Origin of the sequence: Amycolatopsis sp. 3B14 (assembly GCF_050958625.1) — a bacterium.
Lineage (GTDB): Bacteria > Actinomycetota > Actinomycetes > Mycobacteriales > Pseudonocardiaceae > Amycolatopsis_E > Amycolatopsis_E thermoflava.
On sequence record NZ_JBHZEN010000037.1, the window covers coordinates 18,380 to 42,796 of the forward strand.

Genomic DNA, 24,417 nt, shown 5'->3' on the forward strand with positions numbered 1-24,417 from the left:
GGTTGACGGAGAGCCCAGTGACCACCCAGACCACCACCGTGTCCCTCGACGACAAGTACACCGCCGACCGCGGGCGGGTCCTGCTGTCCGGGATCCAGGCCCTGGTGCGCCTGACGCTCGAACAGCGCCGCCTGGACAGCTCCCGCGGGCTGCCCACCCGCGTGTTCGTCTCCGGCTACCAGGGCTCGCCGCTGGGCGGGGTGGACCTGGAGATGAGCCGGGCCGCGCGGTTCCTCGACCCGGCGGGGGTGGTGTTCCGGCCGGGCGTCAACGAAGAGCTCGCCGCGACCGCCGTCGCCGGCACGCAGCTGCTCGACCAGCTGCCCGGGCGGCGGCACGAGGGCGTCACCGGGTTCTGGTACGGCAAGAACCCCGGCCTGGACCGGGCCGCGGACGCGATCCGGCACGGCAACATCTCGGGCACCGCGCCGCTCGGCGGGGCGGTCGCCTGGATCGGCGACGACCCGGCGAGCAAGTCCTCGACGGTGCCGAGTTCGTGCGAGCCGATGATGCAGAGCCTGTCGATGCCGCTGCTGGCACCCGGCTCGGTCGCCGAGATCGTCGAGTTCGGGCTGCACGCGGTCGCGTTGTCTCGCGCGAGCGGGCTGTGGACCGGGCTGAAGATCGTGGCCGACATCGCCGACGCCTCCGCGACCGTGGACGTGGGCGACCTGCGGGCCGGCATCCCCGAACCGGCCCGCCGCGAGCGCGGCCCGCTGCCGACGCTCCTCGGCCCGGCGGCGCTGGACGCCGAATTCGACCTGCTCACGCGACGCCTGGACCTCGCCCGCGCCTATGCCCGCGACGCCCGGCTCAACCGGGTGGTGTTCTCCGCCGCTTCCGCCCGCCTGGGCATTCTCGCCTCCGGCACCGGGTTCGCCGTCCTGCAGCGCGCCCTCGACGACCTCGGCCTCGACGAAACGGCGATGGACGCGCTCGGGCTCCGGCTGATCCGGCTCGCCATGCCCTTCCCCCTCGACGACCAGGAGCTGGTCCGGCTGACCGACGGGCTGGATGAGGTGCTCGTCGTGGAGGACAAGGTGCCTTTCCTGGAAGGCCACCTGAAGGAGGCGCTGTACCGGCGGCCGGGCGCGCCGAACGTCGTGGGCCGGCGCGACGAGACCGGGCGGCCGTTGCTGACCGCGCGGGGACAGCTCGGCGCGGAGGACGTCGCCCAGGCCGTGGCCGCCCGCATCACCGCGGTGATCGGCCCGGACCGCCTGCCGCCCGCCGCGGTCGCCCACCTCGCCGCGATCGCGCCCCGGCGGCCCGCGCGCATCGGCGTGCCACTGGCCGCCGGCAAACGCACGCCGTACTTCTGCTCGGGCTGCCCGCACAACACCTCCACCCGCGCCGCCGACGACACGCTCGTGGGCGCGGGCATCGGGTGCCACGTCATGATCGCCCTCGACGGCGCGGGCCGCGGCAGGCAGATCGGCCTGACCCAGATGGGCGGGGAGGGCGCCCAGTGGATCGGGCTCGCGCCGTTCACCGGCGACCGGCACTTCGTGCAGAACCTGGGCGACGGCACCTTCCACCACTCGGGTTCGCTGGCGATCCGCGCCGCGGTCGCCGGTGAGGTCACCATGACCTACAAGCTGCTCTACAACGACGCCGTCGCGATGACCGGCGGCCAGCAGGTGATCGGGCGGCTGTCGGTTCCCGAGATCACCCGGCTGCTGGCCACCGAGGGCGTGCGGCGCATCGTGATCACCACCGACGATCCCGGCAAGTACCGGGGCGTGGCGCTGGACCCGATCGCGTCCGTCCGCCACCGGGACGACTTCGCCGAGGCCGAAGCCGAACTGGCCGCGGTCGACGGCGTCACCGTGCTGATCCACGACGACCAGTGCGCGGCCGAAGAGCGGCGGCTGCGCAAGCGCGGCCAACTGCCCACCCCCGCCGAAAAAGTCGTGATCAACGAGCGGGTGTGCGAGGGCTGCGGTGACTGCGGCGACGTGTCCACCTGCCTGTCGGTGCAACCCGTCGACACCGAGTTCGGCCGCAAGACCCGCATCCACCAGGCCTCCTGCAACTCCGACTTCTCCTGCCTGAAGGGCGACTGCCCGTCCTTCCTGCTCGTCGAACCGGGCGCCCAGCGCGAACCGCTCCCGGGACAACCGCCCGTCGCGCTCGTCGAGCCGGAGCCGAAGGTCACCGGCACCGAGACACTGCTGCGGATGCCCGGCATCGGCGGCACCGGCGTGGTGACCGTGTCGCAGATCCTGCAGATGGCCGCGCACCTGGACGGCAGGTTCGCCGCCGGTCTCGAACAGACCGGGTTGGCGCAGAAGGGCGGGCCGGTCACCTCGGACGTCCGGATCGGCAAGCAACCGGTACGCGGCTCGCTGCGCGCGTCGCGTTCCACAGTGGACGTCCTGATCGGCTTCGACCTGCTCGGCGCGGCCGAGGAGTCCACGTTGGCCACGGCCCGCGGCGGCCGCACCATCGCGGTCCTGAACACCTCCGTGGTGCCGACCGCGGCGATGGTGACCAACCGCGTCGCCGTGCCGGGGAGCGTCGACGACCTGCTCGCGCGCGTCGCCGAGGCCACCACGCCGGAGGCGAACCTGCACCTGGACGCGCAGCGCCTGTCCGAATCGCTGTTCGCCGACCACATGCCCGCCAACATGCTGCTCGTCGGCGCCGCCTACCAGCACGGCTGCATCCCCGTCGCGGCGGCGGCGATCGAGCAGGCCATCCGGCTCAACGGCGCGGCGGTGGAGAAGACGCTGGCCGCGTTCCGCTGGGGACGCGCGGCGGTCATCGACCCGGAGGCGGTGTTCGCCGCGGCGGGCGCCGGCCCGGAGCCGGCGGAGGCCGGGTTCGAAGCGGCGCTCGCCACCCGGATCGCCGACCTCACCGGCTACCAGAACGAGGCGTTCGCCCGCGCCTACGCCGAGGAGGTGCACCGCGTCGTGGGCATCGTGGAAGCCCGCGCCGGCGACGTCGCCGCGGAGCGAGTCGGGCTCGCCTACGCCCGTGGCCTGCACAAGCTCCTGGCGTACAAGGACGAGTACGAGGTCGCCCGCCTCCACCTCGACCCGGTGGAGAAAGCGCGGCGGGAGGCCGAGTTCGGGCCGGATGCCAAGGTGTCGGTGATGCTGCATCCGCCGGTGCTGCGGGCGCTGGGGATGAAGCGGAAGATCCGCCTGCGCGGGCGCACCGCCGAGGTGGCCTTCCGTGGCCTCCGCGCGGCCAGGAAGCTGCGGCACACGCCGTTCGACGTGTTCGGCTACGCCGCGGTGCGCAGGACCGAACGGCAGCTCGTCGGCGAGTACCAGGCCCTGGTGCGGGACGCGCTGACCCACCTGACCCCGGCGACGCTGGACGCGGTCTGTGAGATCGTCGCGCTGCCCGACCTGGTGCGCGGCTACGAGGACATCAAGCTCGCCAACGTGGCGAAGTTCCGGGCCCGCGCGCGTGACCTCCTGGCCGGCCTGTCGGAGGGAGCGGTGTGCCACCAGTAGCCCCGTGCTCGGCGGTGCTGCGGCTCGACGTCATCGAGACGCCCTACGCGATCGCCCGTGTCACCTCGATCCTGACCGCCCGGCGGTTCGACGTGCTCACCCTGGACGTCGGCGCCCCGGCCGGCGGCCGCCGCCGCATGACGGTCGAGCTGGCCGCCGGGGACGACCTCGAGGTGCGCCGGGCGGTCAAGTACCTGCACCGCTCGCCGGACGTCCTCAAGGTCGTCCATCTGCCCGACGAGGAGTCGCACGCCCGGCGCGCCGCGTTCGTGGTGATCGACGCGCCTGCCCACCGGCTGCCCGAGGTCGTCACCGTCGCCCAGGCGATGTCGGCCGAGATCGTCGAGGTGGGCCACGGCCGCTGCACGCTGTTCCTGGCCGCCGAGCCGCACCGGGTCGCCGAACTCGTGACCGCCCTCGGCGACTTTCCCGTCCGCGACGTCGTGCTCTCGGCGCCCGTGCGCACCCGGACGCTGCGCCGCGCGGGGGAGCACCGGCACGCCGGTCAGGGCACGATGCTGAACGCCCGGATCTTGCGGTAGATCGTCGCCCGGGACATGCCCAGGTCCGCGGCCGCGCGTTCCTTGTTGCCGTCGTTGGCCGCGAGGCTGCGCACGATCGCGTCGCGCTCCATGATCTCCAGGCGCGTCAGCTGGCGCCGGGTCACGGTGCGGCATTCCGCGGGCAGGTCGTCCACCTCGATCAGGCCGGTCCGGCGCCGCCGCGAGACCTGGGCCAGGACGTCGTCGAGCTGGCGGACGTTGCCGGTCCAGGGCAGCCGCATCAGCTGCCGCAGGCACGCGTCCGACACCTCGAGGTCGCGGTTGCCCGCGTGGCGGGCCAGCAGGGCGGGCACCAGGCGGCGCACGTCTTCGATCCGGTGCCGCAGCGGCGGCACCTCGACCGTGTGCGCGAAGAACGGCATGAGCCAGTTGTGGATCTCCGTCCCGCGCGGGTCCTCGCCCACGGTGACCGCCACCCAGGCCGGCGCGTCGTCCGGGGGAGCACTCTGCCAGGTGGTGAACAGCTCGGTGAGCCGCCGCATCCCGTCGTCGGTCAGCGTGTCGGCGTGGCGCAGGATCACCGCGGGTGAGTTCCCGCCGCTCACCTCGTCGGCGAGGCCGTGCGCCCATGCCTCGTGGTTGCCCACCGGCGTGCAGTCCAGCACGATCTGGCGGCCGGGCGCGTGCCGGCGGGCCACGGCCTGCGCGAGGGCCGTCTTGCCCGTCCCGCTCTCGCCGGTCAGCACCAGCCAGTTCCCGCCGGTGATGCTCGCCTCCGCCGCGGCACACGCCTGCCGCCACACCGGGCTGCTCCCGGCCAGCCCGGGCAGCCGCACATCGGCGCGACCGGCGGCGCGCCGGGGCACGGCCTGGTTCTTCACCCGGAACAACCCGCCGACCAGGGTCGAACCGTGGTGTACCGGGCGGTACTCCAGACGGGCGACCACACCGGACGGCAGGTCGGCCAGGACCGTCGCCGGGGTGGGGGATCCGGCGACATCGGCCGTGTGGGTGATCAGCGCCGCCCGGTCCGCCGCGTCGTACAGGTCCTGGGCGTGGTTGTTGACCATCACCACGTCCTCGTTGACGGCCAGGATGGCGCCCGACCCGCGCCGGCACGACGCCAGGTATTCGCGGAACAGCGCCAGCTCACGGGCCCCGGCGCCGGCGAGCATCGCCTCCTCGATCCGCTTCGCGGTCGTGCGGGCGAGGGTCAGCAGCAGCGGGCCGGGCGTGCCGGTCCACGAGGTGAGATCGAGTACTCCGACCAGGTGACCTCGGATGGGGTGGTGGATCGGCGCGCCGGCGCATTCGAAGGCCGCCAGGCGGCTGTTGAAGTGTTCGAAGCCGGACACGAGCACGGGTTGCTGGCATTCGAGTGTCGTGCCGATCCCGTTCGTCCCGATCGACTCCTCCGCGTAACTGAACCCGGGGGCGAGGCAGATCCGGTCCAAACCGGAGTGCAGCGCGCGGTCCGGGCTGGAGCGGCTCACCACGAGCCCGTCGGCGTCGGTGAGCAGGATGGCGACCGGGTGATCGGACAGTTCGGACGTCAGGTTGTCCAGGATCGGTTTGGCGCTGCGCAGCAGAAGGCTGTCCTCGTCACGGTCGGCGACGAAGATCGGATCGGGTTCGTCGGCGTCGATCCGGTGCTCCAGCGCGCGCCGCCACGACGCGGAAATGATCTCCCGTACGCCCGCCAGCTCGGGCACTGGACGCGACAGAAACTTCTCCCGCAGAGCGCTGACCTGCGATTCCGACCGGTGTCCTGGCCTCGTCACCACCGTCTCCCTTGACGTCGAGTGCTGTGGTCACTGGGCTGATCCACCCACGAAAACCCATCGTGGCGGAGATCGTGCCGTATCCCGGTCTCACATTGAGACAGAACTCACCTGCGATGCGCAACACACTCTCCCCCGTCAGTGACGACTGCCGGGCGGCGAGACCCGGCCCGAGGAGGCTGAATTGAGCAGGCAGAGTCTCACCAAGGCGCACAACAAGATCACCGAGCTGTCCTGGGAGCCCACCTTCGCCACGCCGGCGACGCGGTTCGGCACGGACTACACGTTCGAGAAGGCCCCCAAGAAGGACCCGCTCAAGCAGATCATGCGCTCCTACTTCCCGATGGAGGAGGAGAAGGACAACCGCGTCTTCGGCGCGATGGACGGCGCGATCCGCGGCAACATGTTCCGGCAGGTGCAGCAGCGCTGGCTCGAGTGGCAGAAGCTGTTCCTGTCCATCATCCCGTTCCCGGAGATCTCCGCGGCGCGAGCGATGCCGATGGCCATCGACGCCGTGCCGAACCCGGAAATCCACAACGGACTCGCGGTGCAGATGATCGACGAGGTTCGCCACTCCACGATCCAGATGAACCTCAAGAAGCTGTACATGAACAACTACATCGACCCGGCGGGGTTCGACATCACCGAGAAGGCGTTCGCGAACAACTACGCGGGCACCATCGGCCGCCAGTTCGGCGAGGGGTTCATCACCGGTGACGCGATCACCGCCGCCAACATCTACCTCACGGTGGTGGCCGAGACCGCGTTCACCAACACGCTGTTCGTCGCCATGCCCGACGAGGCCGCCGCCAACGGCGACTACCTGCTGCCGACCGTCTTCCACTCGGTGCAGTCCGACGAGTCGCGGCACATCAGCAACGGCTACTCCATCCTGCTGATGGCCCTGGCCGACGAGCGCAACCGGCCGCTGCTGGAGCGCGACCTGCGCTACGCCTGGTGGAACAACCACTGCGTGGTGGACGCCGCGATCGGCACGTTCATCGAGTACGGCACCAAGGACCGCCGCAAGGACCGCGAGTCCTACGCCGAGATGTGGCGCCGCTGGATCTACGACGACTACTACCGCAGCTACCTGCTCCCGCTGGAGAAGTACGGCCTGGTCATCCCGCACGACCTGGTCGAGGAGGCGTGGAACCGGATCACGAACAAGTTCTACGTGCACCGGGTCGCGCAGTTCTTCGCCACCGGCTGGCCGGTGAACTACTGGCGCATCGACGGCATGACCGACGCCGACTTCGAATGGTTCGAGGACAAGTACCCGGGCTGGTACAGCCAGTTCGGCAAGTGGTGGGAGGCCTACAACCGGCTGCGCTACCCGGGCCGGAACAAGCCGATCGCGTTCGAAGAGGTCGGCTACGAGTACCCGCACCGCTGCTGGACCTGCATGGTGCCCTGCCTGGTCCGCGAGGACCTGGTGGTCGACAAGGTCGACGACCAGTGGCGCACCTACTGCTCGGAAACCTGCGCCTGGACCGACAAGGTCGCCTTCCGCCCCGAGTACGAGGGCCGCGAGACCCCGAACATGGGCCGGCTCACCGGCAAGCGCGAGTGGGAGACGTTGCACCACGACCGCGACCTCGCCGACATCGTCAAGGACCTGGGCTACGTCCGCGACGACGGCAAGACGCTCATCCCGCAGCCGCACCTGGACCTGGACGACCCGAAGAAGCTGTGGACGCTCGACGACCTCCGCGGCATCCGGTTCGCCAGCCCGAACGTCACGCTCAACCAGATGACCGATCAGGAGCGCGAGGAGTGGGCCGCGGCCTACCGCGCCAACCCGAACGTCACGGTCGCCTGACGGCCTGAGGACCCGCGGACGGCGGTGTGCCCCCACCGCCGTCCGCTCCCCGGAGAATCGAGAGACCAATGGCCGACAAGCACCGCATCTCCTTCGAACCGGTCGACATCGAGATGGAGGTCGGCGAGGACGAGAAGATCCTCGACGCCGCGTTCCGCCAGGGCATCCACCTCATGCACGGGTGCCGCGAGGGCCAGTGCTCGGCGTGCAAGTCGTATGTGCTGGACGGCGAGATCCAGATGGAGCGCTACTCGACGTTCGCCTGCAACGACGCCGAGGTCGAAGAGGGCTACGTGCTGCTGTGCCGGGCGCACGCCTTCAGCGACTGCACCATCGAGCTGCTCAACTTCGACGAGGAGGAGCTGCTCAACTCCGCCCCGCTGCAGCGGATCCGGACCGAGGTCGTCGAGATCGTGGAGCACACGCACGACATCGTCGGGCTCAAGCTCAAGCCGGTCGACCCGCCGGCGTACGAGTTCAAACCCGGCCAGTACGCCGACCTGACCATCCCGGGCACCGACGAGCACCGGTCGTTCTCGATGGCGACGATCCCATCCACCGCCGACCACATCGAGTTCGTCATCAAGAAGTACCCGGGCGGCCGGTTCTCCGCGTTGCTCGACGACGGGATCGCGGCCGGCGACACGATCGAGCTGACCGGGCCGTACGGCAACTTCACGCTCAAGAACGGGCACGTGCTGCCCCTGGTGCTGATGGCGGGCGGCGCCGGCATGGCTCCGGTGCTCAGCCTGCTGCGCCACCTCAGCGAAACCGGGGACACCCGGCGGATCCGCTTCTACTACGGCGCCCGCACCGCCGCGGACCTGTTCTACCTGGACGAGATCCGCGCCCTGGGCGAACGGCTGCCCGACTTCGGGTTCGTCGTCGCGCTCTCGGAGTCCACCGAGGGCGCCGGTGAGCTCGGGGTCACGGCCGAACCGGGGATGGTCACCGACGTGGTGGCGGCCAGGGAGCCCGAGCTGCACCGCAGCGAGGTGTACCTGTGCGGCCCGCCGCCCATGGTGGACGCCGCGCTGGCGCTGGCGGCGAGCCAGGGCGTGCCGGACGACCAGGTGTTCTACGACAAATTCACCACGTCGGTTCGCGACGAGTAGACATCGCAAGGAGACATCACATGACGAGCAGTGCGAAGACGCGCAGCTTCCCGAAGGTGGAGTTCACCGACTCCGAGGCGGGTGCCCTGGAGTTCCCGAGCTCGAAGAGCCGCAGCTACAACTACTTCAAGCCGGCGAAGCTGCGCGCCACGGTGTACGAGGACGTTACCGTCGACGTGCAGCCGGACCCCGAGCGGCACCTGTCCCAGGGCTGGATCTACGGCTTCGGCGACGGGCCCGGCGGCTACCCGCAGGAGTGGACGGCGGCGAAGTCGTCGAACTGGCACGCCTTCCTCGACCCGAACGAGGAGTGGGAGCAGACGATCTACCGCAACAACTCCGCGGTGGTCCGCCAGGTCTCCCTGTGCCTGGAGAACGCCAAGCGCGCCGGCGCCTACGGCAACTGGAACACCGCCTGGCAGAAGTTCATCGCCCGCAACCTCGGCGCCTGGATGCACGCCGAGAACGGGATGGCGCTGCACGTGTTCACCTCGATCCAGCGCTCCGGACCGACGAACATGATCAACACTGCGGTGGCGGTCAACGCGGCGCACAAGATGCGGTTCGCCCAGGACCTCGCGCTGTTCAACCTGGACTTGTCGGAGTCGCTGGACACCTTCGACGGGTCGGTGCACAAGGAGGTGTGGGCCTCGGCGGAGGAGTGGCAGCCCACCCGCAAGGCCGTCGAGGAGCTGACCGCGGTCGGCGACTGGGCGGAACTGCTGTTCGGCGCCAACGTCGTGTTCGAGCAGCTCGTCGGCCAGCTCTTCCGGTCGGAGCTGGTCATGCAGATCTCCGCCACCAACGGCGACTACATCACCCCGACCATCGTCGGCACCGGCGAGCACGACTACAACCGCGACCTCGGCTACACGCGGGCCCTGTTCCGGATGCTCACCCGCGACGAGCAGCACGGCGCGAGCAACAAGGAACTGTTCGGCCAGTGGCTCGCGAAGTGGGTGCCGCCGTGCCTGGACGCCGCGTACGCGCTCCAGCCGATCTGGTCCCAGCCGGCGGAGAAGGCCCGCACCTTCGCCGACTCGCTCGGCGCGACCAAGGAGAAGTTCACCCAGCTGCTCGAGGAGATCGGGCTGGACACCCCGAAGGAGTTGGACAAGTGAGCAGCACCATGCAGTTCGGTTCGCAGGCCGGGTCCTCGAACATGTGCGGCGTCACGTTGATGAACACCCCGGTCGGGCGCGTGGTCGCCGACGTGATGGGGGCCAAGGACGGCGTTTCGCTCGTGGAGTACCCGTCGATGATCCGCGTGGACGGCACCCGGCTCCTGGAGTTCGACTACGACGAGCTGACCGAGGCTCTCGGCGAGCCGTTCGACGGGTCGATCTTCGAGGAGATCAGCTCCACCCACTACGGCCGCATGGTGCACCTGGACGACCGCACCCTGCTGTTCGCCAACCCGGAGGACGCCGCCGAGTACATCGGTTTCGACCTGTCCGCGCACGGCTGACGAAACCCCGCACTCGTGGTGGCGGGCCGGCCGGCCCGCCACCACGGTTCCACCGAGCACCAGCACCGCGAAGGGCGAGCGATGTACGAAAAGGACGGCGAAAAGTACTACGTGGTCGACGGGCACGTCCACATCTGGGACGGGCGGGCGTCGAACCACAAGAACGTGCACGGCAAGCAGTTCATCGACTGCTTCTACGACTACCACAAGAACCTGAGCCCGGAAGAGGTCGTCTGGGACTACGACACCTACACCTACTACGGCGCCGAACGGTTCATGAAGGACCTCTTCGGCGAGGGCTACGTCGACCACGCCATCTTCCAGGCCACGCTGCTCAGCGACTTCTACCACAACGGGTTCGGGCAGACCGAGGAGGCGTTCGGGCTCACCCGGCAGCACCCGGACAAGCTGACCTACAACCACGCCTACGACCCGCGCCACGGCGAGGCGGGGCTGGAGCAGCTGCGCCGGGACGCGGAACGCTTCGGGCTCAAGGGCGTCAAGCTCTACACCGCCGAATGGCACGGCGACTCGCGCGGCTACAAGCTCGACGAGCCGTGGTCGCGCCGGTACCTCGAGGAGTGCCTCGAACTCGGCATCCGCAACATCCACGTCCACAAGGGACCGACGATCCGGCCGCTGGACCGGGACGCCTTCGACGTGGCCGACATCGACAAGGTCGCCACCGACTACCTCGACCTGAACTTCGTCGTCGAGCACGTCGGTCTTCCCCGGCTGGAGGACTTCTGCTGGATCGCCACGCAGGAGTCCAACGTCTACGGCGGGCTGGCAGTGGCGATGCCGTTCATCCACACCCGGCCGCGCTACTTCGCCCAGATCATCGGCGAGCTGCTGTACTGGATCGGCGAGGACAAGATCCTCTTCGGCAGCGACTACGCGTTGTGGACGCCGAAGTGGCTCGTGGAGAAGTTCGTCGACTTCCAGATCCCGGAGGACATGACCGAGTACGCGCCGATCACGACCGACCAGAAGAAGAAGATCCTCGGCCTCAACGCGGCCGCGCTGTACGACCTGGACGTGCCGCGGCAGCTGCGCCTGCCGACACAGGCCGGTGACGCGGACGCCGAGGTCGCCGCGGGAGCTGGTGCCCCATGACCCGGATGGCCGTGTCCGTCGAGGCGGAGGTGCTCGCGGCGCTGTCCACCGTGCTCGACCCCGAACTGGACGAACCGGTGACCGAGCTGGGTTTCGTCCGGTCCGTCGCGATCGACGACGAGGGGGTGGAGGTGCACCTGCGGCTGCCCACCTCGTTCTGCGCCCCCAACTTCGCCTACCTCATGGTGGCCGACGCCTACGACGCCCTGGCCGCGGTGCCCGGGGCCGGCCGGGTGCGGGTGCTGCTCGACGACCACCACGACTCCGGCAAGATCAACGCCGGCACCGCCGCGGGGCTCGGTTACGTCGGGACCTTCGGCGTGGAGGCCGAGGACAGCCTCGACGAGCTGCGCCGGACCTTCCAGCGCAAGGCCCACCTGGCGGCGATGGAACGGTGCTGCCGGTCGGTGCTGGCCAGCGGCGCCTGGACGGTCGAGGAACTGCCGCTGCTGGAACTGTTCGACCTGCCGGAGGGCCGTCTGAAGTCGGCCCTGATGCGGCGGCGGGAGGCCATCGGCCTGCCCAACCACTCCCACGCCCGCGTGATGGTCGACCACGACGGGACGCCGGTCGCCCGGTCCGACGTGGCGCTGCGGTTGCGGCTGGCCACCACCACCCGTGTGTCCATCGAGGGCAACGCCCACTTCTGCCGGGGCCTGCTGGCCACCCGCTACGCCGGCGTCGATCCCGCCGGCTCCGCCCCGGTCGTCACCAACACCAGGAGCCACCCATGAAAGCCGCACAGGTCACCGGCTACCACTCGAACCTGGAACTGCGCGACGTCGAGGAGCCCAAGATCACCGGGCCGCTGGACGTCGTGGTCCGGGTGGGCGCGGCGGGCGTGTGCCGGACCGATCTGCACATCCTCGAAGGGCAGTGGGCGGAGAAGTCCGGCGTCGTCCTGCCCTACACGATCGGGCACGAGAACGCGGGCTGGGTGCACGCCGTCGGCGACGCGGTGACGAACGTGGCGGTGGGGGACAAGGTGATCCTCCACCCGCTGATCACGTGCGGTCTGTGCCGGGCCTGCCGGCTCGGCGACGACGTGCACTGCGAGAACTCGCGCTTCCCCGGCATCGACACCCACGGCGGGTACGCCGAGTACCTGCTCACCTCGGCGCGGTCGTGCGTCAAGCTCGACGACAGCCTCGAACCGGCCGACGTGGCCGCGCTCGCGGACGCCGGGCTCACCGCGCAGCACGCGGCCGCCAAGGCCGCGAAGGTGCTGCGGCCGGGGGACGTGTGCGTGATCATCGGGGCCGGTGGCCTCGGGCACATCGGCATCCAGTGCCTGAAGGCGATGAGCGCGGCCACGCTCGTCGTCGTGGACCGCAACCCCGCGGCGCTGCGGCTGGCCGAGGAGGTCGGCGCCGACGTCACCGTCGTGGCGGACGGCGACCACGTGCAGGAGGTGCTCGACCTGACCGGCGGGCACGGGGCCGAGGCGGTGCTCGACTTCGTCGGCGAGGGCGGCTCGACCGCGGAGGGCGTGCGCATGCTGCGCCGCGCGGGCAACTACTACGTCGTCGGGTACGGCGAGAACCTCGACGTGCCGACGATCGACATCATCTCCACCGAGATCAACTTCATCGGCAACCTCGTCGGCTCCTACACCGACCTGCAGGACCTGATGGTGCTCGCCGCCCAGGGCAAGGTGAAACTGCACACCGCCCGCTACCGGCTGGACGAGTTCCAGCAGGCCATCGACGACCTGAACGCGGGCAAGGTCCGCGGCCGGGCGATCCTCATCCCCTGAATCGCGGGTTCTTCCCGGCACGGAAAGGAAACGGCAATCATGGCGAAGCAGCTGCGGTTCAGCGAAGAGGCGCGGCGCCGGCTCGAACTCGGCGTCAACACGCTGGCCGACGCGGTCAAGGTCACCCTGGGCCCCAAGGGGCGCAACGCGGTGCTGGAGAAGCTGACCGGTCCGCCGACGATCACCAACGACGGCGTCACCATCGCCAGGGAGGTGCAGCTGGCGGAGCCGTTCGCCAACATGGGCGCCCAGCTGGTCAAGGAAGTCGCGATGAAGACCAACGGGGCCGTCGGCGACGGCACCACGACCGCGACGGTCCTCGCCCAGGCGATGGTGCGGGAGGGGCTGGCCGCCCTCGGCGAGGGGGCGAACCCGATGCGGGTGCGGCGCGGCATCGAGGAGACCGTCGAGGCGGTCGTGGAGTACCTGCGCAAGTCGGCGGCCCAGGTGTCGGGTGAGGCCGAGCTGGAGCGGATCGCCACGCTGGCGGCGAGCGACGACGAACGCATCGGCGGCGTGATCGCCCAGGCGCTGGCGGCGGTGGGCCGGGAAGGCGTCGTCGAGGTGGAGGAGTCCGACGAGCCCGGCCTGGGGGTCGAGCTGGTGGACGGGATCGAGTTCGACCACGGCTACACCTCCCCGTACATGGTCACCGACCGGGACCGGATGGAGGCCGCCTACGATGATCCCGCGATCCTGCTGACCAACAAGAAGATCAGCCAGGTGCAGGACCTGATGCCGACCGTGGAGGCCGCCCGGCGGCTCGGGCGGCCGCTGGTGATCCTCGCGGAGAACGTCGACGGCCCGGCGCTGCAGATGATCCTCAGCGGGAACGTGCACGGCACCTACTCCGCGGTCGTGGTGCGCGCGCCCGGCTTCGGGCACCGGCGGGTGGCGGAGCTGGAGGACCTCGCCGCCGCGCTCGGCGGCCGGGTGATCAGCGACGACTCCGGTCTGACGCTGGCCGAGGTCACCGAGGCCGACCTCGGCCGCTGCGAGCACATCACGATCACCGAGGACACCACGACGATCATCGGCGGGGCCGGTGACGAGCAGGCCGTGCGGGCGCGGATCGGCCAGCTGGACAAGCAGCTCAAGCGGGCCCGCATCGAGCACGACCAGGACAGCCTGCGGTTGCGCATCGCCCGGCTGTCCGGGCGCATCGCCGTCGTCCGGGTCGGTGCCGCGACCAGTGTCGAGCTGAAGGAGCGGATGCTGCGGGTCGAGGACTCGCTGGCGGCGGCCAGGGCGGCGCTGGAGGAGGGCGTGGTCGCCGGCGGCGGGGCGTCGCTGGCGCAGGCCGCGCGGTGCGTGGACCTGGTCGGCCTGGACGGTGACGCGGCGCAGGGTCGCGAGATCGTCCGCCGGGCTCTGGGTGAGCCGCTGCGGTGGATCGCGGCCAACGCGGGCTACGACGGGGAAGAGGTGCTGGCGCGGGTGTCCGCAATGGACAACGGCAGCGGGTTCGACGCCCTCACCGGCGCCTACACCGACCTGTTCGCCGCCGGGGTGGTCGACCCGCTCAAGGTGACCCGTTCGGCGCTGGAGAGCGCGGCCTCCATCGCGGCGCTGCTGATCACCACGGAGACCGCGATCGTGGAGGAGGTGCTGGTCAACCCCGGCGCGATCATCGCTCCCGGCGCCGGGGACCTCGCCGAGGGCATGGTGCGCCCGTCGAACATCTACTGAGCACGGCTACCGGGCCCCACGCGTGCTGCGTGGGGCCCGGTGCTGTGTGGGCGCCGTGCTGTGCGCGTTATCCGGCGACCGGTGCTTGCGCGCGGGCGTGCCGGAGGGCGGTGCCGATCAGGTCCTCCGGTGCACAGTGGACTTCGGCCAGCCCGGCCGCCACTGCCGCGAGCGGGCTGTAACGCATCCCGCGCGGAGGTGCGGGCTGCACGACCCCGCCCGAGATGATGCGGGTGGCGGCGGCCTCGGCGAGGCGGTACCCGGCGCCGATCGCGTCGCCGTTGAGGGCGGCCACGACGGGCAGCGGATGTGCACGCAGCGCCTCCAGCACGGGCGGCAACCGGTCCAGTGCCGCACGTCCGCCGGGCGCGACGTCCGCCGCGAAGACACCGTCCACCCCGGTCAGGACGATCGGATGCCCGGGCCCGATGTAGGTGATGGCGGCGGCGAGCGCGTCGAGCAGTTCGGCGCTGAGCGGTCGTGGCGCCCGGAGGCGGACCACCACCGCGCCCGACTCGTAGTGCAGGTCCAGCATCGTCGCCTCCGGAGCGCTCGGGGATCTCCGTAAGCTACCGGCGGCTGGCGGTTTCCCTTGTCTCACAATGAGACCGCCGCGGAGGACGGGCTCTGGTGTGCTGAGGGCGAGTCAGGAGGGAAGAGGGGATGACGCTGAACGAGCCGATCGTCGAGGAGCCACGCGGGGAGGAAACCGCTGAGCGCCCGCATGGCGAGTGCCTGGAGCGGGCGCTCAGCGCACTGACCGGCTCCGGCTGGCGGATCGACCCGGCGGGGGCCGAGCGCCCCCGCCGGTGAGGCCGGTTCCGCGCGGCTGCCGGGTCGAGCCGATGCTGAGCTGAGCGCCGCCCCACCAGCAAGGTCAGTCCCGCACGGCCAGCTCGCCGAGCTGGGACCAGTCGTCCTGGTCCACCACCGTGTTCACGATCCGGGGCGTCTCGGCGAGGTGCCGGGGCAGCGTCTCCTGCGCGGCCCGGAAGTGCGCGGACCGCACGTGCCGGGCGCCGGCGTCGGCGTCGCGGAATGCCTCCACCAGGACGTATTCGGCCGGGTCGTCGAGGCTGCGGGACCACTCGAACCACAGGCAGCCGGGCTCGGCGCGGGTCGCCGCGGTGAACTCCCGCGCGATTTCCGGCCACCGGTCGGCGTGCTCGTCCTTGACGCGGAACTTGGCCGTGATGAAGATCATCCGTTGCTCCTTCGTGCCACAGTGTCCCGGTTGGTGTAGCACCCGGAACCGGCACGAGCTGTCTCGATCTGAGACCGGAGCCGTTGCTTGGCGAACTTCCCGGTCGCCGTCTTGGGGATCTCGTCGCAGAAGAACACCTCGTCCGGCAGCCACCAGGACGCCACGCGGCCCCGCAGGTGGTCCCGGACCTCCTCCGCGGTGAGCGTGGCCCCGGCAGCCGGCACCACGCAGGCCAGCGGCCGCTCGCCCCACTTGTCGTCGGGCACGCCGATCACCGCGGCCTCGGCGACCCCGGGGTGCTCCATGATCGCGTTCTCCAGTTCCACCGAGGAGATCCACTCGCCACCCGACTTCACGAGGTCCTTGGTGCGGTCGACGATCCGCACGTAGCCGCGGCGGTCGATGGTCGCCACGTCCCCGGTGCGCAGCCACCCGTCCCCGGTGAAGGCGTCCGCCCCGTCGCGTTTCCCGAAGTAGGCCGCGGCGATCGTGGGGCCGGCGGCCTGCAGTTCGCCCGGCGTCCGCCCGTCCCACGGGGCTTCCCGCCCGTCGTCGCCGACGATGCGGACCTCGGTCAGCGGCACGGCGGGCCCCGGGGTGGCGAGCAGCGCCCGCCGTTCTTCGTCCGGGTAGTCGTCGTGCACGGTGGCGATCCGCGAGGTGGTGACCACCGGGCTGGTTTCGGTCATCCCCCACGCGTTGGTCAACGGCAGCCCGATCGCGTCCTGGTAGGCGCGGGTGAGCGCCTCGTCGACCGCGCCGCCGCCGGACACGATCTGGCGGACCGCGGAGAAGTCGTGCTCGCCGAGCAGGGGCACCAGGCCACGCCAGATCGTGGCGACCGCGGCCCCGAACGTGACCCGGTGGCGGGCGAGCATCCCCGCCAGTTCCGGCGGGGACATCGCCGGCCCGGGCAGCACCAGATTGGCCCCGCACAGCATGGCCGCGTAGGGCAGCCCCCACGCGTTGACGTGGAACATCGGCACGATCGGCATCACCACGTCGCGTTCGCAGATGCCGAACGTGTCCACCATCAGCAACAACGCGGCGTGCAGCACCACCGAGCGGTGGCTGTAGAGCACGCCCTTGGGGTCGCCGGTGGTGCCCGACGTGTAACACAACGCGGCGGCCGTGTTCTCGTCGTCCACAGTGAACTCGCGGCCGGTGTCGCCGGCCCGCGCGAGGAGTTCCTCATAGTCGAAGACGCGGTCGTCGTCAGGGATTTCCGCGTCGCTCCCGTCGTCCATGACCACCACCGCACGCACGGTGGTGAAGCTGCCCACCAGCGGCCAGACGGCGGGCAGGATGGAGCGGTCGACGAACAGCACGTCGTCGGCGGCGTCGTTGACGATGTAGGTGATCTGCTCGCCGAACAGCCGGTGGTTGATCGTGTGCAGCACCCGCCCGGTGCAGGGCACGGCCAGGTAGAGCTCCACGTGCCGGTGGCTGTTCCACGCGAACGTGCCCACCCGGGCGCCGGCCGGGACGCCGAGCTCGTCGAGGGCGGCGGCCAGGCGTCGCGCCCGCGCGCACACCTGCGCCCAGGTCGTCGTGGTCTCGCCGCCGACCCGGCCCGACACCACGGTCTTGTGCCCGAAGAGGCGTTCGACGCGCCGGAACACGTGCGGCAGGGACAGGGGACGGTCTTGCATCAAGCCGAGCATGGTGATCTTCCTGTGTCGGGGTCAGCGGGTGCAGACGAAGCTCGACGCGCGGTCCGGGTCGCCGGCGCGGTACCGGGGCCATTCCGGGTACTCGCACAGGGGACGGGTGCGCTGGTGGCGCGTGTCGGTGACGACCGGGTCCACGGGCGACTGTCCTTTTTCGACCCAGCGCTCCAGCGCGGACAGCGAGTCCCAGCCCGCGGCGAACGCCGGTGTGCCCGCGTTCGCGTGATTGGCTCCGGGCACGACGTAGTACCGCAGGAACCCGTCCGTGGTCCGCGGGCCGAGTTCCGCGCGCACCCGCCGGTAGTAGTCGCTGGTCGACCGGTCGGAGACCAGCTCGTCCGCGGCGCCGTGCAGCAGGATCAGCTTGCCGCCGCGGGCGGCGAACGGGCGCAGGTCCACGTCGTTGCGGTCCTGGATCGTGGACAGCCTGCTGATCCGGTCCAGCCACGGCCCGGGGTCGCCGGGTTCGACGGCGAGGGGGTCGTGGCCGGGGTCGCGGGTCAGGAAGTACTTGACCCACTGGTCCCAGTACTGCATGCCGTAGCCGCTGGTCAGCGGCATCGGGTTGGCCGGCGCGGTGGTGCCGAACCCGAGGAACGGGGTGCGCATGTCCGCGCCGGAGAGGAACGGGAAACCGGGGTAGCCGGTCTCGCCGCTGGCGATCCGGTACGGCCACTCGAACCGGGTGGACATGGCGGTCACGGCGGCGATCTGCGGATCCGACAGGCACCCCGGCCCGGTGTCGGCGCCGTCCGGGCAGCGCAGCGTGCGCGGGTCGAAGTGACAGCCGCCCGGGTTGGACACCACCCCGTCCGCGACGCCGTCCAGGCCGTCGCACGCGCCGATGACGCTGGTGTAGAGGAGCGTCTGCTTGTCCGGCCCGGGGAACGCGCCGGGCCGGGACAGGATCTGCGTCAGGTGCCCGAGGTACAGGACCTCGGCGAGGTTGTTCCAGGCGGGGTAGGCCGAAATCACGCCGTCGAAGGCCTCCGGCCACCGTTGCGCGACGACGAGGGCCTCGCGGCCGCCGGTGGAACCTCCGGCGAAGTAGACCTCGGCGGGCTTCGCGCGGTAGGCCTGCCGGATGAGGTACCGGCTGGCGTCGTGAGTCTTCTTGAGCGCGTCACCGGCGGCGAAGTTGCGCAGCGCCTCGTCGTTCACGCCGAACGACCCGTCCAGCGACGGCAGCGCGGCCGGCCCCTGCTGGTGGCCGGAGTCGCTGGCGAACGTGGCGTACCCCCGGGCCAGTGGCGCGGGCTGGTCGGCGGGGCCGAACGGCACGTTCGCCGTCAGGTCCGGGATCGTGCCGTTGTAGCCGCCACCGCCGAACATGATCGCCTTGTGGTTCCAGCCGGCGGGCAGGGCCACGCGCATCTTGATGGCGGGCGCGGCGGGGTCGACGGGGAAGATGTCCGCGTCGACCCGGCAGTACTCGATCGTCTTGCCGCTGACCACGCTTGTCGTGACCGTCGCGGACGTGACGCGCCCGCCGGAGGTCGGCAGGCTCATCACCGAGGCCGGGATGTCCGTTCCGGCCAGCGCCGCACACGCCGGTGCCGACGGCGGGGCGGCGGTTGCCACGGGGAATCCGGTCGCCAGCAGCAGGAGGGCCGCGGGCACGGCTGTCCAACGCGAGGTTCGCATGCCGTCCTCGTTTCAGCGGTAGAGGTGCGCGCCGGGCACGGCGTGCGGATCTTCGCGGACCTGGGCGGGGTTCGTCTCGGGCAGGAACCACGCGCTGACGAAGGTGATCAGGCCCATCAGCGCGATGTAGGCGGCGACCGGCAGGGTGCTCCCGGTCTGCGCGATGAGCGCGGTCATGAGGAACGGCGTGCCACCGCTGACGATGATCGCGGAGAGCTGGTAGGCCAGCGACGCGCCGGAGTAGCGGACGTTGGGCGCGAACAGCTCGCCGAGGAAGCTCGCGATCGGGCCGTAGGTGAGGCACTGGAACACGAAACCCACCACCACCGCGACGAAGATCAGCGGCAGCGACGCGCTGTCGACGAGCCAGAAGTACGGGAACGCCCAGACGGCGACGCCCAGACCGCCGATCAGGATCAGCGGCCGCCGTCCCACCTTGTCGGAGAGGTGACCGGACCACGGGATGGTCACCAGCATCGCCACGGAACTGCCCAGCACGACCGCGAGCAGCGGGTTGCGCTCGAGCCCGAGCGAGCCGGTGCCGTAGCTCAGCAGGCCGGAGATGCTGACGTAGAACAGGCTGTTGGTGGCCGAGAGGATCCCGCAGCCGAGCAGGATGGTTCCCCACTTGGTGCGCACCACCTGCGCCAGCGGCGCCCGGACCACCGCCTTCTCCGGCCGCGACGCGCGCCGCTGCAGCTCGCGGAACTCCGGCGTGTCCTCCACTTTGGTCTGGATGTAGAGGACGACCACGAACATCACGACGCTCACCAGGAACGGGATGCGCCAGCCCCAGCTGAGGAAAGCGCTGTCCGGCATCAGGCTGCTGGCCGCCACGAAGATCAGGTTGGAGATGATCACGGCGACGGGCACGCTCGTCTGCCCGAAGGTCCCGGCGAAGCCGCGCCGTTTCGCGCCGGCGGATTCGGTGAGCAGCAGCACGATGCCGCCCCACTGCCCGCCTGCCGCGAGACCCTGCACGAACCGCAGCACGACCAGCAGCGTCGGGGCCAGTGCGCCGATGCTCGCCGCGCTGGGCAGGCAGCCGATCAGGAAGGTCGCCGCCCCCATCAGCGCCAGGCAGGTGACCACCACCGGCTTGCGCCCGTACTTGTCGCCGAGGTGCCCGGCGAGCACCCCGCCGATCGGGCGGGCCACGAAGCCGGCCCAGAACGTGCTGAAGGCGAGGAGCGTTCCGGTCAGCGCCGAGGAGTGCGGGAAGAACACCTTGGGGAACACCAGCGCCGCCGCGGTGCCGTAGAGGAAGAAGTCGTACCACTCGATCGAGCTGCCGATCAGCCCCACCGCCAGCAATTTGCGGAAGGACCGGCGCGGGACCGCGGGCCCGCCGGTGCTCAGCCGGCCGGACTGTCCGTCGGGTTGCGCGAGCGGAGTTGCCATACATGCCGCCTTCGTTGGGAGCACGGGTGATGGCGGTCAGGTTAGGGGCGCCGCTGCCGGGTGGTTGAGGTGTGTATCATCCACACCTCACGCCGTTCTGGTGGTTCTTTCTTCCATCTGGTGCGGAGGAGGGATGGCACTGTGGCCAGCGACCCCGGGGGCGAGTCGCACCCGCTCCTGCGCCGTCAGCGCGAACTGACGTCCCTGTACGCGACCGCCAAGTCCCTCACCGCGCTGGGCGAGCTCGACGAGGTGCTGCGCTCGATCGTCCGGCACGCCCACGACCTGATCGGCACGGACTTCACGTACCTGTCGCTGGTCGGCGCGGACGGGCGGCTGTCGGCCAAGGCGTCGGAGGGCACGATCTCCGCGTCCTTCCTGGCCGCGTCCATCCCCGCCGACGTGGGGCTCGGCGGCAAGGTCCTGGCGTCCCGGAGCCCGCACTGGGTGCGCGACTACGCCGCCGCCACCAGCATCGCCCACGATCCGGACTTCGACCGCGTGGTCGGCCTCGAGGGGCTGGTCGCGCTGCTCGGCGTGCCGCTGGTCATCCGGGGCGAGGCGGTGGGCGCCCTGTTCGCCGCGGACCGGTCCGTGCGGTCGTTCCAGGCCGAGGAGATCGCCCTGCTGAGCGCGTTCGCCGATCACGCCGCAGTCGCGCTGGACAACGCCCGGCTCTACGACGCCAGCCGGACCGCCCTGCAGGAGCTGCGGGTCGCGTACCGGAAGATCGAGGAGCACGTGGCCGTCATGGAGCGGGCGCAGGCGAGCCACGAAGCGCTCACCGGGGTGGTGCTGGAGGGCGGGACGCCCGGCGACGTCGTGCAGCTCCTCGCCGATCAGCTGGGCGGCTGCGTCACGCTCCTGGACCGGGCCGGCGTCGCGGTCGTCCGCGGGGACTCGGCGGCGGACCCGTGCCGGGCTCCGGCCGTGGACGACCTCGCCGCGGCTTTCCGGAACGCGCAGCGATCGGGCCGGTGCACCACGTCGGTCGACGGGGCGGGGGTCGCCCACAGCGTGGCGTCGATCCAGGCCGGCGACAGTTTCCTCGGCGCGCTCGCGTGGAGCCGGGCGGCGGGCGGCGAACGCGGTGTCCGGGACGACATGGACGTGCGGACCCTGGAGCGGGCCACCCACATCCTGGGGCTGCTCATCCTCAAGGAACGGGCCGTCGCCGAGGCGAGCGAGCGGCTGAGCGGGGAGCTGCTGACCGAGCTGATGGTCGGCAGTCCCGGGGCCAGCGCGGCCCAGCGCACCCGAGCCAGGGCCCGCAACATCGACGTCGACCGGCTGGAGCTGGTTCTCGTCGCCGACTCCGCCACACTGTCGTCCACCGAGCTGTCGCGGCACCTGCACGACATCGCCAGGGACCGCGCCGGACTGGCAGGCGAGCACCTCGGCCGGGCCACGATGATCCTGCCCAGCACCGACGACGACCGGACCGTCGAGGAGGTCCACCGGCGCCTGCGCCGCGCGGCGGGCGTGCCGGTGACGGTCGTGGGGGAGCGGGCGGTCCACCAGGATTGGGCCAGGGCCTTCTCACTGGCCGGCCGCTGCAGCGCCGTGGTGCGCGCGCTGGGGCACACGGACCTGGGCGCCACCACGGCGCGCTACGCCCTCTACGCCATGGTTTTCGACACCGAACGGGTCCGCGACCTCGACCGGTTCATCGCGGGCACGATCGGCCCGCTGCTGGACTACGACCACCGGCGCGGCACCGACCTCGTCGGCACGCTCGACGCCTACTACGCGAACCGCGCCAACGTCGCGGCGACCGCGCGGGCGTTGCACCTGCACGTCAACACCCTGCTGAAGCGGCTGGACCGGGCCGGCGAGCTGCTGGGCGTCGACTGGCGCCAGGAGGACAACCTGGAACTGCGGCTCGGGTTGCGACTGCACCGGCTACGGGCGGTCGCGCCCGGCCCGGCGTGAGATGCCCGCGCGACGGGGTTCAGTGCTCGCCCCGCGTCCGCCGGTTCTTCCCGGAGTGCCACACGACGCGGATCTCCGAGAGCAGTTCCAGCGGTTTGGCCGGCACGGTCTTCGGCAGTGAGCTCGCGAACCGCAGCGGGTCCTTGCGCAGGCGGCGCAGCATGCGCTTCGGTTTGGTGACCAGCCGCTGGCGGAGGTCGGCCAGGTAGTCGGCGCGCACGTCGCGGCCGTAGGTCCGCCCGCAGGCAGTGCAGGTGACCTCGGCGAGGAGGCGCCCGGCGTAGACGACCTCGTGCACGGTGTCCGTGCCGCACCGGGAGCAGGTCAGTTCCGCGTGCCGGACAGTGCTCATCGCTGCCTCATCTCCGGTAGTTCGCCGAGGCCAGGACCTGCTCGGCGATCACCAGGTCGTGTGCGTAGGTGACCTTGATGTTCTCCTGTTCCCCGGCCACCCAGTGGATGGGCAGCCCGGAGAAGCGCTCCATCACCGACGAGGTGTCGGTGCCCTCGAACCGCTGCCGCGCGGCCTCTTCGTAGGCGTCCAGCAGCGGGCGGGCGTGGAACGCCTGCGGGGTCTGCGCGCGGATCGTCGTGCCACGCGGCAGGTTCGCCAGCCCGCCGTCCGCGACGGCCATGATGTCGTCGGCCGCGAGACCGGGCACCGCGCCGCCGTGCCGCCGCGCCGCCTGCAGCACTCCCGCGATCAGCGCAGGGCTGGCCAGCGGGCGGGCGCCGTCGTGCAGGAGCACCGTGTCGACCGCGCCGCTGTCGATGCGTTCGGCGAGGTGCCGCAACGCGCGCAGCTCGGACTCCTGCCTGCTGCGGCCGCCGTGCACCACCTCGACCTCGGCGCCGTCGACCTCGCGTTCCAGCACCCACTCGACGAGCTCGTGGTCCTGCGGCCGGGTGACCAGGACGAGCACACCGATCCCGGGCACCCGCGCGAACGCGCCGAGCGACCAGGACACCAGCCGCCGTCCGGCCAGGGGCAGGTAGACCTTGTTGACGTCGGCCCCGACCCGGGTCCCGGACCCGCTGGCCAGCACGACCGCGGCGGCGTGAGCACGTCGATCCATCCCGCCGATCATAACGTCAGCAGCTCCTGCACCGAGGCCAGCAACCGGGCGGCGTCCGCGCCGTCGCCGACCCGGTGGTCGACCGTGAGACCGACCGTGCACCGCAGGGACAGCCCGATGCCGCCGGGCACCGGGACCACTTTCTCCTGCACCCGCCCGACGGCCAGCGCCGTCGCCTGCGGCGGGCTGAGCAGCGCGTGGAAGGCGTCCACCCCGAACCCGCCGAGGTTGGACAACGTGGTGGTGCCGCCGGACATCTCGGCGAGCGTGAGCTTCCCGGCGCGGGCCCGCCGGACCAGGTCGCGGACGCGCTCGGCCAGCCCGTCGTCCAGATCGGGGTCGCGCAGCACCGGGGCGAGCAGCCCGCGCCCGGTGTCCACGGCGAGCGCGACCCCGACGTGGTCGTGCCGTCGCACGTCGCCGTCGGCCCATTCGGCGTTCAGCTCGGGGTGCCGTCGCAACGCTCCCGCGAGGGCGCGCAGGAACACCGTGGTCCAGTCGCCGGCCGCAGGCACTTCGAGGTCGCGGTAGACGACGAACTGGGGGACCTGCGCGCTGGCGGACATCCGCCGGGCGATCACGGCGCGCGGGCTTCGCCGCGGTTTCACCTCCAGCGGTGGCAGGTCGGCGAGCCGGATGGTGGCGGCGGGACCGGTGGGCGTGATCGTGGCCAGGTCGATGCCGCGTTCGGCCGCGGCCCGCCGGGCGGCGGGCACGGCCGCGACCCTTGCTGGTGCCGCGGGCACGGACTCGGGCTCGGCCGCAGCCGG

At 71.2% G+C, this 24,417-nt stretch carries 21 protein-coding genes; 12 read left to right on the top strand and 9 right to left on the bottom strand.

What is annotated here, in order from left to right:
• The first annotated feature begins 17 nt into the window (after positions 1-17).
• Both ACCP09_RS21370 and ACCP09_RS21375 read left to right on the top strand, forming a co-directional pair.
• Positions 18-3,470: an indolepyruvate ferredoxin oxidoreductase family protein gene (locus ACCP09_RS21370; protein WP_433749405.1), complete on the top strand. Its 3,453-nt coding sequence runs from the start codon at positions 18-20 to the stop codon at positions 3,468-3,470.
• A complete protein-coding gene (locus tag ACCP09_RS21375) occupies positions 3,458-4,012 on the top strand; it encodes a hypothetical protein (protein ID WP_433749408.1) in 555 nt (184 codons plus the stop codon). The genes ACCP09_RS21370 and ACCP09_RS21375 overlap by 13 nt, the downstream gene beginning before the upstream one ends.
• On the opposite strand, the gene ACCP09_RS21380 is transcribed toward ACCP09_RS21375, so the two are convergent.
• The gene (locus tag ACCP09_RS21380) at positions 3,976-5,754 is read right to left on the bottom strand and encodes a sigma-54-dependent Fis family transcriptional regulator (protein WP_037322552.1); all 1,779 of its coding nucleotides are present in this window, start codon (positions 5,752-5,754) and stop codon (positions 3,976-3,978) included. The two genes, ACCP09_RS21375 and ACCP09_RS21380, sit on opposite strands and share 37 nt — an antisense overlap.
• Before the next feature lie 184 nt (positions 5,755-5,938).
• On the opposite strand from ACCP09_RS21380, the gene ACCP09_RS21385 reads away from it, so the two are divergent.
• The 8 genes from ACCP09_RS21385 to groL all read left to right on the top strand — a co-directional run bounded on the left by ACCP09_RS21385 (position 5,939) and on the right by groL (position 14,720).
• Entirely contained in the window at positions 5,939-7,576 is a 1,638-nt protein-coding gene (locus ACCP09_RS21385; protein ID WP_017981674.1) for a methane monooxygenase, read from the top strand.
• A gap of 68 nt (positions 7,577-7,644) precedes the next feature.
• Complete coding sequence (locus ACCP09_RS21390; protein WP_020419346.1) at positions 7,645-8,691, top strand: 2Fe-2S iron-sulfur cluster-binding protein; 1,047 nt, start codon at positions 7,645-7,647, stop codon at positions 8,689-8,691.
• A gap of 20 nt (positions 8,692-8,711) precedes the next feature.
• A complete protein-coding gene (locus tag ACCP09_RS21395) occupies positions 8,712-9,812 on the top strand; it encodes an aromatic/alkene monooxygenase hydroxylase subunit beta (RefSeq protein ID WP_027931045.1) in 1,101 nt (366 codons plus the stop codon).
• Positions 9,809-10,159 (top strand): propane 2-monooxygenase effector subunit MimD, encoded by a 351-nt coding sequence (gene mimD / locus ACCP09_RS21400; RefSeq protein WP_017981677.1) that lies wholly within the window; start codon positions 9,809-9,811, stop codon positions 10,157-10,159. The genes ACCP09_RS21395 and mimD overlap by 4 nt, the downstream gene beginning before the upstream one ends.
• 81 nt (positions 10,160-10,240) lie before the next feature.
• The gene (locus tag ACCP09_RS21405; protein WP_378364242.1) at positions 10,241-11,275 is read left to right on the top strand and encodes an amidohydrolase family protein; all 1,035 of its coding nucleotides are present in this window, start codon (positions 10,241-10,243) and stop codon (positions 11,273-11,275) included.
• Entirely contained in the window at positions 11,272-12,009 is a 738-nt protein-coding gene (locus ACCP09_RS21410) for an iron-sulfur cluster assembly protein (protein ID WP_123682902.1), read from the top strand. Before ACCP09_RS21405 ends, ACCP09_RS21410 begins: the two co-directional genes overlap by 4 nt.
• Positions 12,006-13,031 carry an NAD(P)-dependent alcohol dehydrogenase gene (locus tag ACCP09_RS21415; RefSeq protein ID WP_027931042.1) on the top strand — a complete coding sequence of 342 codons (1,026 nt, stop codon included), beginning with the start codon at positions 12,006-12,008 and terminating at the stop codon, positions 13,029-13,031. The genes ACCP09_RS21410 and ACCP09_RS21415 overlap by 4 nt, the downstream gene beginning before the upstream one ends.
• A gap of 39 nt (positions 13,032-13,070) precedes the next feature.
• Positions 13,071-14,720 carry a chaperonin GroEL gene (gene groL / locus ACCP09_RS21420; protein WP_017981681.1) on the top strand — a complete coding sequence of 550 codons (1,650 nt, stop codon included), beginning with the start codon at positions 13,071-13,073 and terminating at the stop codon, positions 14,718-14,720.
• A 67-nt stretch (positions 14,721-14,787) separates the two neighbouring features.
• Here the strand turns inward: groL and ACCP09_RS21425 are convergent, their stop codons facing one another.
• Entirely contained in the window at positions 14,788-15,255 is a 468-nt protein-coding gene (locus ACCP09_RS21425) for an enoyl-CoA hydratase-related protein (RefSeq protein WP_433749418.1), read from the bottom strand.
• Between the two features lie 128 nt (positions 15,256-15,383).
• Here ACCP09_RS21425 and ACCP09_RS21430 point away from each other — a divergent pair, with 128 nt between their 5' ends.
• A complete protein-coding gene (locus tag ACCP09_RS21430; protein WP_020419353.1) occupies positions 15,384-15,533 on the top strand; it encodes a hypothetical protein in 150 nt (49 codons plus the stop codon).
• A 64-nt stretch (positions 15,534-15,597) separates the two neighbouring features.
• On the opposite strand, the gene ACCP09_RS21435 is transcribed toward ACCP09_RS21430, so the two are convergent.
• From ACCP09_RS21435 to ACCP09_RS21450, 4 genes are read right to left on the bottom strand one after another with little or no spacing between them, the layout of a single operon-like run.
• Entirely contained in the window at positions 15,598-15,924 is a 327-nt protein-coding gene (locus ACCP09_RS21435; protein WP_027931040.1) for a putative quinol monooxygenase, read from the bottom strand.
• Complete coding sequence (locus ACCP09_RS21440; protein WP_433749421.1) at positions 15,921-17,588, bottom strand: long-chain fatty acid--CoA ligase; 1,668 nt, start codon at positions 17,586-17,588, stop codon at positions 15,921-15,923. The genes ACCP09_RS21435 and ACCP09_RS21440 overlap by 4 nt, the downstream gene beginning before the upstream one ends.
• 21 nt (positions 17,589-17,609) lie before the next feature.
• Positions 17,610-19,238: a tannase/feruloyl esterase family alpha/beta hydrolase gene (locus tag ACCP09_RS21445; protein WP_433749424.1), complete on the bottom strand. Its 1,629-nt coding sequence runs from the start codon at positions 19,236-19,238 to the stop codon at positions 17,610-17,612.
• Between the two features lie 12 nt (positions 19,239-19,250).
• Complete coding sequence (locus ACCP09_RS21450; RefSeq protein WP_017981687.1) at positions 19,251-20,639, bottom strand: MFS transporter; 1,389 nt, start codon at positions 20,637-20,639, stop codon at positions 19,251-19,253.
• Between the two features lie 141 nt (positions 20,640-20,780).
• On the opposite strand from ACCP09_RS21450, the gene ACCP09_RS21455 reads away from it, so the two are divergent.
• Entirely contained in the window at positions 20,781-22,571 is a 1,791-nt protein-coding gene (locus tag ACCP09_RS21455; RefSeq protein ID WP_378333235.1) for a helix-turn-helix domain-containing protein, read from the top strand.
• A 19-nt stretch (positions 22,572-22,590) separates the two neighbouring features.
• Here ACCP09_RS21455 and ACCP09_RS21460 read toward each other — a convergent pair whose 3' ends face one another.
• The 3 genes from ACCP09_RS21460 to ACCP09_RS21470 all read right to left on the bottom strand — a co-directional run.
• Positions 22,591-22,923 carry a hypothetical protein gene (locus ACCP09_RS21460; RefSeq protein ID WP_027931036.1) on the bottom strand — a complete coding sequence of 111 codons (333 nt, stop codon included), beginning with the start codon at positions 22,921-22,923 and terminating at the stop codon, positions 22,591-22,593.
• Between the two features lie 7 nt (positions 22,924-22,930).
• Positions 22,931-23,659 (bottom strand): IspD/TarI family cytidylyltransferase, encoded by a 729-nt coding sequence (locus ACCP09_RS21465; protein ID WP_433749430.1) that lies wholly within the window; start codon positions 23,657-23,659, stop codon positions 22,931-22,933.
• Positions 23,656-24,417 (bottom strand): 2-oxo acid dehydrogenase subunit E2 (locus tag ACCP09_RS21470; RefSeq protein WP_433749433.1); only part of this gene is annotated, 762 nt, incomplete at its 5' end. The genes ACCP09_RS21470 and ACCP09_RS21465, both read right to left, overlap by 4 nt.

Coding starts and splice junctions, on each gene's coding strand:
- ACCP09_RS21390 (WP_020419346.1), top strand. CDS start 7,645: ATGGCCGACAAGCACCGCATCTCCTTCGAACCGGTCGACATCGAGATG.
- ACCP09_RS21395 (WP_027931045.1), top strand. CDS start 8,712: ATGACGAGCAGTGCGAAGACGCGCAGCTTCCCGAAGGTGGAGTTCACC.
- ACCP09_RS21405 (WP_378364242.1), top strand. CDS start 10,241: ATGTACGAAAAGGACGGCGAAAAGTACTACGTGGTCGACGGGCACGTC.
- ACCP09_RS21410 (WP_123682902.1), top strand. CDS start 11,272: ATGACCCGGATGGCCGTGTCCGTCGAGGCGGAGGTGCTCGCGGCGCTG.
- ACCP09_RS21415 (WP_027931042.1), top strand. CDS start 12,006: ATGAAAGCCGCACAGGTCACCGGCTACCACTCGAACCTGGAACTGCGC.
- groL (WP_017981681.1), top strand. CDS start 13,071: ATGGCGAAGCAGCTGCGGTTCAGCGAAGAGGCGCGGCGCCGGCTCGAA.
- ACCP09_RS21425 (WP_433749418.1), bottom strand. CDS start 15,255: ATGCTGGACCTGCACTACGAGTCGGGCGCGGTGGTGGTCCGCCTCCGG.
- ACCP09_RS21430 (WP_020419353.1), top strand. CDS start 15,384: ATGACGCTGAACGAGCCGATCGTCGAGGAGCCACGCGGGGAGGAAACC.
- ACCP09_RS21435 (WP_027931040.1), bottom strand. CDS start 15,924: ATGATCTTCATCACGGCCAAGTTCCGCGTCAAGGACGAGCACGCCGAC.
- ACCP09_RS21440 (WP_433749421.1), bottom strand. CDS start 17,588: ATGCTCGGCTTGATGCAAGACCGTCCCCTGTCCCTGCCGCACGTGTTC.
- ACCP09_RS21445 (WP_433749424.1), bottom strand. CDS start 19,238: ATGCGAACCTCGCGTTGGACAGCCGTGCCCGCGGCCCTCCTGCTGCTG.
- ACCP09_RS21450 (WP_017981687.1), bottom strand. CDS start 20,639: ATGGCAACTCCGCTCGCGCAACCCGACGGACAGTCCGGCCGGCTGAGC.
- ACCP09_RS21460 (WP_027931036.1), bottom strand. CDS start 22,923: ATGAGCACTGTCCGGCACGCGGAACTGACCTGCTCCCGGTGCGGCACG.
- ACCP09_RS21465 (WP_433749430.1), bottom strand. CDS start 23,659: ATGATCGGCGGGATGGATCGACGTGCTCACGCCGCCGCGGTCGTGCTG.